The organism is Vibrio makurazakiensis, from assembly GCF_050337375.1.
Taxonomy (GTDB): domain Bacteria; phylum Pseudomonadota; class Gammaproteobacteria; order Enterobacterales; family Vibrionaceae; genus Vibrio; species Vibrio makurazakiensis.
Genome location: NZ_JAKJSW010000198.1, coordinates 1 through 7,836 on the forward strand (window position 1 = coordinate 1; position 7,836 = coordinate 7,836).

Consider the following 7,836-nt stretch of genomic DNA (forward strand, 5'->3'; position numbering starts at 1 on the left):
GCATTGTTCTGCCTATCAGTGGGTACTGTATGGGGCTTAGCATTTGCTCCTTCTGATTACCAACAAGGTGATAGTTTCAGGATCATTTACATTCACGTACCTTCGGCAATTTGGTCGATGGGTGTGTATATGTCGATGGCAATCGCTGCTTTTATTGGCTTAGTTTGGCAAGTTCGTCTGTCCGATATGGCTGCGTTAGCAATGGCTCCGATTGGCGCAGTTTTTACCTTTATCGCACTACTTACAGGTGCTGTATGGGGTAAGCCGATGTGGGGCGCTTGGTGGGTATGGGATGCTCGCTTAACTTCAGAATTGATTCTTTTATTTTTATACCTAGGTGTTATCGCTCTATATCACGCATTCGACGACCAGAAGATGGCTGCAAAGGCGGCTGGCATTTTAGCGATTGTAGGTGTTATCAACCTTCCAATTATTCACTTTTCGGTGGAGTGGTGGAACACACTGCATCAAGGTGCCACGATTACTAAATTTGATCAGCCATCGATATCTAACGATATGCTGTGGCCACTTCTATTAAATATTTTTGGTTTTGCGTTCTTCTTTGGCGCGGTGACGATGGTTAGATTCAGAAATGAAATCATCAGTAAGGAAGGTCATCGCCCTTGGGTTCGTAAACTTGCAGCTGAAAAAACTCAGTGAGGTAGTTAAATATGTATTTTGAATCTCTGAGTGATTTCTTTGCTATGGGAGGCTACGCCTCTTATGTGTGGAGCGCATTTGGAATCACCTTTCTTGCGATGTTTATATTACTCATCGTCAGCATTCGTCGTGGCAAAAGTTTGCTAAGTGAAGTACAGGCTAAAGTTGATCGTCAAGCACGAATCGACGCAGCAAAACATATGGAGAACACTCTATGAATCCAAGACGTAAAAAGAGGCTAGGGATCATACTAGCTATTTTTATGGGTATAAGTGCAACTGTTGGTTTAATGATATATGCACTCAATCAGAACATGGATCTGTTCTACACCCCGACGGAACTTGTAAATGGTAAACCAGATGGCACCAAGCCTGAAGTTGGTCAACGACTTCGAATTGGTGGCATGGTTGTTGTTGGCTCAGTTAAGCGAGACCAAGAATCTTTACGAGTAAGTTTCGATTTGGCTGATGTTGGCCCGAAAGTAACGGTTGTTTACGATGGCATTCTTCCAGATCTCTTCCGTGAAGGTCAGGGTATCGTAGCTCAAGGTGTACTTAAAAACGCAACAACAATTGAAGCGTTCGAAGTACTGGCAAAACATGATGAAGAATACATGCCAAGTGAAGTGGCAGAAGCAATGAAGAAAACACACGAACCATTGCAGTATTCAACAGATCAAAAAGAAGGAAGCGCTAAATGATAGCTGAGATTGGCCAYTTCGCCATGATCCTTTCGCTAGGCTTAGCTGTATTGCTAACTGTGCTGCCGCTGTATGGCGCATCACGAAACAATACAATGCTAATGAACACGGCTCGTCCATTATCTTGGGGCATGTTCTTTTTCTTAGCGATCTCGTTTGTTATTTTATGTTACGCATTTTATACCAATGACTTTACAGTCCAATACGTAGCCAGTAACTCGAACAGCCAACTCCCTTGGTACTATCGAATTACTGCTGTTTGGGGCGCTCATGAAGGTTCACTATTGCTTTGGGTTCTTATCCAAGCTGGCTGGACGGTAGCGGTTGCGACCTTTAGTCGTGGTATGCCACAGGAATCAGTAGCTCGCGTGTTAGCCATTATGGGTCTAATTACGGTTGGGTTCTTACTGTTCATCATTGTGACGTCGAATCCATTCCTGCGTACTTTACCTTTCTTCCCCGTGGATGGTCGTGACCTTAACCCACTGTTGCAAGATCCGGGTCTAATCATTCATCCACCTATGTTGTACATGGGCTATGTTGGTTTCTCTGTCGCGTTCTCTTTCGCTATTGCTTCATTGATGAGTGGCCGTCTTGATACAGCATGGGCTCGTTGGTCTCGTCCGTGGACAATTGCGGCATGGCTATTCCTAACTGTTGGTATCGCTCTAGGTTCATGGTGGGCTTACTACGAACTTGGCTGGGGTGGCTGGTGGTTCTGGGATCCAGTAGAAAACGCATCATTCATGCCTTGGTTGGCTGGTACAGCGTTAATGCACTCATTAGCGGTAACGGAAAAACGTGGCACGTTTAAAGCGTGGACGGTATTACTTGCACTATCTGCGTTCTCGTTAAGCTTACTAGGTACTTTCTTAGTTCGTTCGGGCATTCTGGTTTCCGYTCACGCATTTGCGTCAGACCCTGCTCGCGGTATGTTTATTTTAGGCTTCTTAGTCTTTGTTATTGGCGGCTCTCTATTACTGTTTGCAGTAAAAGGTTCGGCTGTGCGCGTTCGAGGTAACTTCGATTTAGTTTCTCGTGAAAACGCCTTGTTGGGTAACAACATCATATTAATTGCAGCACTTGTTGTTGTGCTTGTTGGTACGTTATTACCATTAATCCATAAACAAATCGGTTTGGGCTCTGTATCTATCGGTGCTCCATTCTTCGACATGCTGTTCTTCTGGTTAATGATCCCATTCTCATTCTTATTGGGTATTGGTCCACTGATCCGTTGGAAGCGTGACAACTTATCTAAACTTGTTAAACCAATGGTTATCTCTGGTGTGATTTCCGTCGGTCTAGCAGCGTTCTTTATTACTGTGTTAGCGGAGCGTTTCAGCGGCACTGCATTTGTCGGTTGGATGATGGCGATTTGGATCATCTCTATGCACGGTTTCGAGCTTTATGAGCGTGCTACTCACCGTCATACATTCAGAAAAGGTGTGACTAAACTTCAGCGTAGTCATTGGGCTATGATGCTTGGTCATATTGGTCTTGCTGTGACTGTTATCGGTATTGCTATGGTGCAAAATTACAGCATCGAGCGTGATGTTCGTTTAGCCCCTGGTGAAAGCTTCCAACTGAATGAGTACAACTTCTACTTCGACGGTGTTCGAGATAAAGATGGGCCAAACTATGATGGCTACATCGCAGATTTCGAAATCACGAAAGAAGGTAAGTACATTAATACGCTTCATGCCGAGAAACGCTTCTACACAACTGCGAGATCTATGATGACAGAGGCTGCGATTGATCGCGGTGTTACTCGTGATTTATATATCGCTATGGGTGAACGTTTGGATGACAACAAATCTTGGGCTGTACGTATTTACTACAAACCATTTGTTCGTTGGATCTGGGCTGGTTCTTTGATCATGTCTTTAGGTGGTGCGCTTGCAATCAGTGATCGTCGTTACCGTTTCCGTAAGACAGATAAAAAGAAGGTGTCACTGGAAGGGCAGGAAGCATAAATGAACAAGAAAATTTTATTTATCCCACTGATCGCTTTCATGGTGCTAGCAATGGTCTTTGCTACACAGCTGATTCGTAACCAGGGTGGTGATGATCCAACCAAGCTTGAATCTGTATTGGTGGGTAAGCATGTCCCTGAGTTCCGTTTAGAAGACTTGGCTGAACCGGGTAAACTCTACGATCAGGCTGTATTTAAAGGTGAGCCTCTGCTATTGAATGTTTGGGCAACTTGGTGCCCGACATGTTACGCAGAGCATTCTTACCTGAACAAGTTAGCGGCAGATGGTGTAAAAATCATCGGCCTTAACTACAAAGATGATCGTAACAAAGCCGTTCAGTGGCTAAATGAATTAGGTAACCCTTACCTAATTAGTCTGTTTGATGGCGATGGCATGCTTGGTTTAGACCTTGGTGTGTACGGCGCTCCGGAAACATTCCTTATCGATGCTCAAGGCATTGTTCGTTACCGCCATGTAGGTGATGTGAACGACAGAAATTGGAATGAGACACTTAAGCCAATGTATCAAGAGCTACTAGAGGAGGCTAAGTAATGAAACGAGTATTACTCGCGCTACTGGCAACTCTAGCTTTCTCTTTACCTGCTTCTGCGACGATTGAAGTGTATGAGTTTGAAACGTTGGATCAAGAACAGCAGTTTAAAGATCTAAGTAACACTTTGCGTTGTCCTAAATGTCAAAATAATACGATTGGCGACTCCAACGCTGAACTCGCTCAAGACTTACGTCAGAAAGTTTATGAAATGACTAAAGACGGCCAGTCTGAGCAAGAAATCGTGGATTACATGATTGCTCGTTACGGTAACTTTGTGACTTATAATCCTCCGTTGACGCTAGCAACTGCGATTCTATGGGTTGGACCATTCTCAGTCATTATTGTTGGCTTTGGTCTTATTGCACTTCGTAGTAGAAAAGCCAAAGTTAAAGCTGCGGAATCGAAACAAAACTGGGACGCAGACAAAGAAGCGCGCCTAAAAGCACTCCTTGATGAGAATAAAGACGGAGATAGCAAATAATGACACTATTTTGGGTATCTACGATTGTTCTTACCTTAATGGGCTGTGTTTTGATAGCACTGCCGTTATTGAAACAAAAAACGAATAACGATGAAGCGCTGCGTGATGAATTGAACAAAGCATTCTACAAAGACAGACTGACAGAGCTTGAAGAAGAAACTGCTGAAGGCTTGGTTCAAAATCAAGATGAACTGATTGACGATCTTAAACAGTCTCTTCTTGATGACATTCCGAGTGAGAAAAAGCTCGAAAAAACAAGTATGTCACCTATGTCTGTGTTAGTACCTTCAGTGGTGCTTGTTGTAGCACTTAGCTACGGCATGTACTACAAATTCGGTGCGGCTGATAAAGTTGTTCATTGGCAAGAGGTAAGCTCAAACTTACCAGAGCTTTCTAAGAAGTTATTGTCTCAGAATGATGAGATATTAACTGATGATGAAATGGAAGACTTAACACTAGCACTTCGTACTCGCCTTCATTATCAGCCAAAAGACTCAACCGGTTGGTTGCTTCTAGGTCGTATTGCATTAGCTAACCGCGATGCTGGTACTTCAATTGATGCAATGAAACGTGCTTACAAAATAGAGCCTAAGAATGAAGATGTTCAGTTAGGTTATGCGCAAGCGCTAATGCTGTCTGATGATGAAACCGATCAAAACGAAGCTCGTTTATTACTGAGTCGTTTGATTCAAAACGATTACGTCGATCTTCGTGTGTTCTCATTGCTAGCGTTTGATGCGTTCGAACGTCAAGATTACCCTGGTGCTGTTAAGTACTGGAGTATCATGCAGCAAATGATTGGTTCAGAAGATAGTCGTTATGAAATGCTTTCACGTAGCATTGAAAGTGCGGCTAAGAAAATGGGCGGCAAGATGGAAATGGGTAAGAGTGTTTCAGTTACACTTGAACTTGATTCTGCAGTGCAAGCTGACCCTAACTCGGTTCTGATTGTGTCTGTCCATAGTGCTGATGGCTCCCCAATGCCTGTAGCTGCAGCTCGCTATCCATTAGGTTCGTTCCCACGTACTGTTGTATTAGATGATGGAAACAGCATGATGCAAGGTCGTAACCTTTCAAGTTTAGAAACTTTAATGGTTCGAGCTAGACTAGACAGCGATGGTAATGTGGCAACAAGAGACGGTGATTGGTACGGTGAAAGCCAAGTTGTAGAGCTGGGCGCACCCGTTTCTATCACTATCGGGCAGCAGTACTAAGAAACAGGATTGATATCGAAAAGTAGCATTCCGAATCTAATCGGATTACACTTAGCGAAATGATTAAGGCCAGCAATTGCTGGCCTTTGTTTTAATCACTATTTCTTATGGAAAAGGCCGCACATGTCGACACGTGTATTTAGATTGACGTCTGTAATGCTAATGACAACTCTCGTAGTTGGCTGTTCAAGCGCTCCTGAAGAAGAATCAACAGAATCGATAACTTCAGACTCTAGTACTCAAATTGATGATTCTCACCCTAACGATCCCTTTGAAAGCTTTAACCGCGCAATGTGGACCGTTAACTATGACTACCTAGACCCATACTTCGTTCGCCCTGTATCACTCGCTTACGTAGACTATACGCCTGTGCCGATTCGTAGTGGCATTTCCAACTTCCTCTCTAATTTAGACGAGCCATCTAGCATGGTGAACAATCTAATAATGGGTAATGGTGATAAAGCATTGGATCACTTTAACCGTTTTTGGATGAACTCGACGTTTGGTCTACTAGGCTTAATTGATGTAGCGGGAGCCGCTGGAATAACCAAACTTGATGACAAATCATTTTCTGACGCGATTGGTCATTATGGGGTAGGGAACGGACCTTATTTCATGGTTCCTGGCTATGGGCCATTCACAACACGTGAAGTTACAGAAACGGTTGACGGTTTATATGTACCGCTAGCCTTACTAAATTTCTGGGCAAGCCTAGGAAAATGGGCATTAGAAGGTATGGAGTCGCGTGCTGCACTTGCTTCACAAGAATCTCTTCTACATGAGTCGCCAGACCCTTATGCGTTGACTCGTGAAGTGTATATTCAGCGTCGAGATTTTAAAGCTGAATTAGAACCTGAAGAAGTTGATGAAGCAGAAGAAGACTTTTTAGACGATTACTTGGAAGAAGACTTCTAAGTTTTTGAACTAACTATTTTACGACAAAAAATAAAAAAGCTCGGTGTAATCACCAAGCTTTTTTGTTTAAGGCATCTCGACTTTAGAACGACAGATTAGAAGCGGTAGTTCGCTTGAATACCTACTAGCCAGATACTGCCAGTTACTTCACCTTCGAAGTTACCGCCGAATGGTGCAGAACTTGTATCGTCTTCTAGCATCGTTGCATCTTTAGCTATGATGTAAGTAAAACCTGCATCAAGTGTAAGTTGCTCAGACCACTGGTAGCCAGCGCCGATGCTTAGCCATGTACGGTCAGTTTCTGGAATTGTTGCTGTACGGTGCTCATCACTTACAGCTGATGTGTCGTATGCAATACCAGAGCGCAATGCTAGCTTAGGAGTCATTTGGTAAGTTGTACCGATTGCGAAGCGGTAGTTGTCTTCCCAGTTTTCTTCTTTGATTAATACCGATGGGTCGTTAGGGAAGTCTGCTACTAGCTTTTCGAAACTACTCCAATCAGTCCAGTTAACACTTGCGTGAATTGCTAGTGTTTCAGTTAATTGGTGAAATGACGCAATTTCAGCGGTAGCCGGAAGAGCTAGCTCCATAGAGCCATCTTTTCTTACACCTTGAGGTAGTGTGAATCCTGCACCTTCTGCATAACCTTCTAAAGTTAGATCAACTTCAGATTTGTAGGTGAAACCTAAACGATGCTCTTCGTTAATTTGCCATGCTGTACCTACTTGCCAACCCCAAGCGGTATCATCACCTTCCATATATTTCAGGGTGTCGCCTTTATTAATAGCAAGCGGAGCGAAATCTGTAGCTGCTTTAGCCCCGAAGCTACCTTCAGCGATAACGTAGCGGATACCGCCACCGATAGACAGGTTATTTTGTACTTTATATGCAGCGTTTAGGTTGATTTCCTTACTAATAACGCTAGCTTCATTTCCGTGGTTTGCACCACCAAAATCATCACCTAAATCTGTTTCCATCCCATAGTTTGTGCCAACAGCCAGACCTAGTGCAAACTTTTCAGAATACTTATGAGAAATATACAGGTTTGGAATTACAGCATCGTGTGCAAAATCCTCAGACTTTGTCGCACCTGTACCAGAAGTGCCTTCGACATCAATATTTGGATTCACATAGATACCACCAACAGAAACTTGAGTACCTTCAAGATGCGTTAGCATTGCTGGGTTACGCCATTGTGCACCAGCGTTATCTGCCATAGCGGCTTCACCTGCGTATGCGCGGCCAAGGCCTGTTGCTGAGTATTCTGCCAGTTGGAAACCTGCGGCCTGAGTTACCGTTGAAGCTGAGAAAAGTCCAAATGCCACTGCTGTAGATAGGAG

9 protein-coding genes are annotated in these 7,836 nt (G+C 43.7%); 8 read left to right on the forward strand and 1 reads right to left on the reverse strand.

Features of this window, described 5'->3' with window-relative positions; genetic code table 11:
- The 8 genes from L4C33_RS17545 to L4C33_RS17580 form a co-directional block, all read left to right on the forward strand.
- On the forward strand, positions 1 to 660 hold a 660-nt coding region (locus L4C33_RS17545; protein ID WP_428813701.1), incomplete at its 5' end, for a heme ABC transporter permease.
- 11 nt (positions 661 to 671) lie between these two features.
- Positions 672 to 878, forward strand: a complete 207-nt coding sequence (gene ccmD, locus L4C33_RS17550; protein ID WP_428813702.1) for a heme exporter protein CcmD — start codon at positions 672 to 674, stop codon at positions 876 to 878.
- Positions 875 to 1,360 carry a cytochrome c maturation protein CcmE gene (gene ccmE, locus L4C33_RS17555; RefSeq protein ID WP_428813703.1) on the forward strand — a complete coding sequence of 162 codons (486 nt, stop codon included), beginning with the start codon at positions 875 to 877 and terminating at the stop codon, positions 1,358 to 1,360. The genes ccmD and ccmE overlap by 4 nt, the downstream gene beginning before the upstream one ends.
- Entirely contained in the window at positions 1,357 to 3,333 is a 1,977-nt protein-coding gene (locus L4C33_RS17560; protein ID WP_428813704.1) for a heme lyase CcmF/NrfE family subunit, read from the forward strand. Before ccmE ends, L4C33_RS17560 begins: the two co-directional genes overlap by 4 nt.
- Positions 3,334 to 3,885, forward strand: coding sequence for a DsbE family thiol:disulfide interchange protein (locus tag L4C33_RS17565; RefSeq protein WP_428813705.1), 552 nt, complete (start codon positions 3,334 to 3,336; stop codon positions 3,883 to 3,885).
- A complete protein-coding gene (locus tag L4C33_RS17570; protein WP_428813706.1) occupies positions 3,885 to 4,367 on the forward strand; it encodes a cytochrome c-type biogenesis protein in 483 nt (160 codons plus the stop codon). Before L4C33_RS17565 ends, L4C33_RS17570 begins: the two co-directional genes overlap by 1 nt.
- The gene (gene ccmI, locus L4C33_RS17575) at positions 4,367 to 5,581 is read left to right on the forward strand and encodes a c-type cytochrome biogenesis protein CcmI (RefSeq protein WP_428813707.1); all 1,215 of its coding nucleotides are present in this window, start codon (positions 4,367 to 4,369) and stop codon (positions 5,579 to 5,581) included. Before L4C33_RS17570 ends, ccmI begins: the two co-directional genes overlap by 1 nt.
- A gap of 123 nt (positions 5,582 to 5,704) precedes the next feature.
- The gene (locus L4C33_RS17580) at positions 5,705 to 6,496 is read left to right on the forward strand and encodes an MlaA family lipoprotein (protein WP_428813708.1); all 792 of its coding nucleotides are present in this window, start codon (positions 5,705 to 5,707) and stop codon (positions 6,494 to 6,496) included.
- Positions 6,497 to 6,591: 95 nt separating this feature from the next.
- Here L4C33_RS17580 and L4C33_RS17585 read toward each other — a convergent pair.
- Positions 6,592 to 7,836: outer membrane protein transport protein (locus L4C33_RS17585; protein ID WP_428813709.1), on the reverse strand; the 1,245-nt coding region annotated here is incomplete at its 5' end.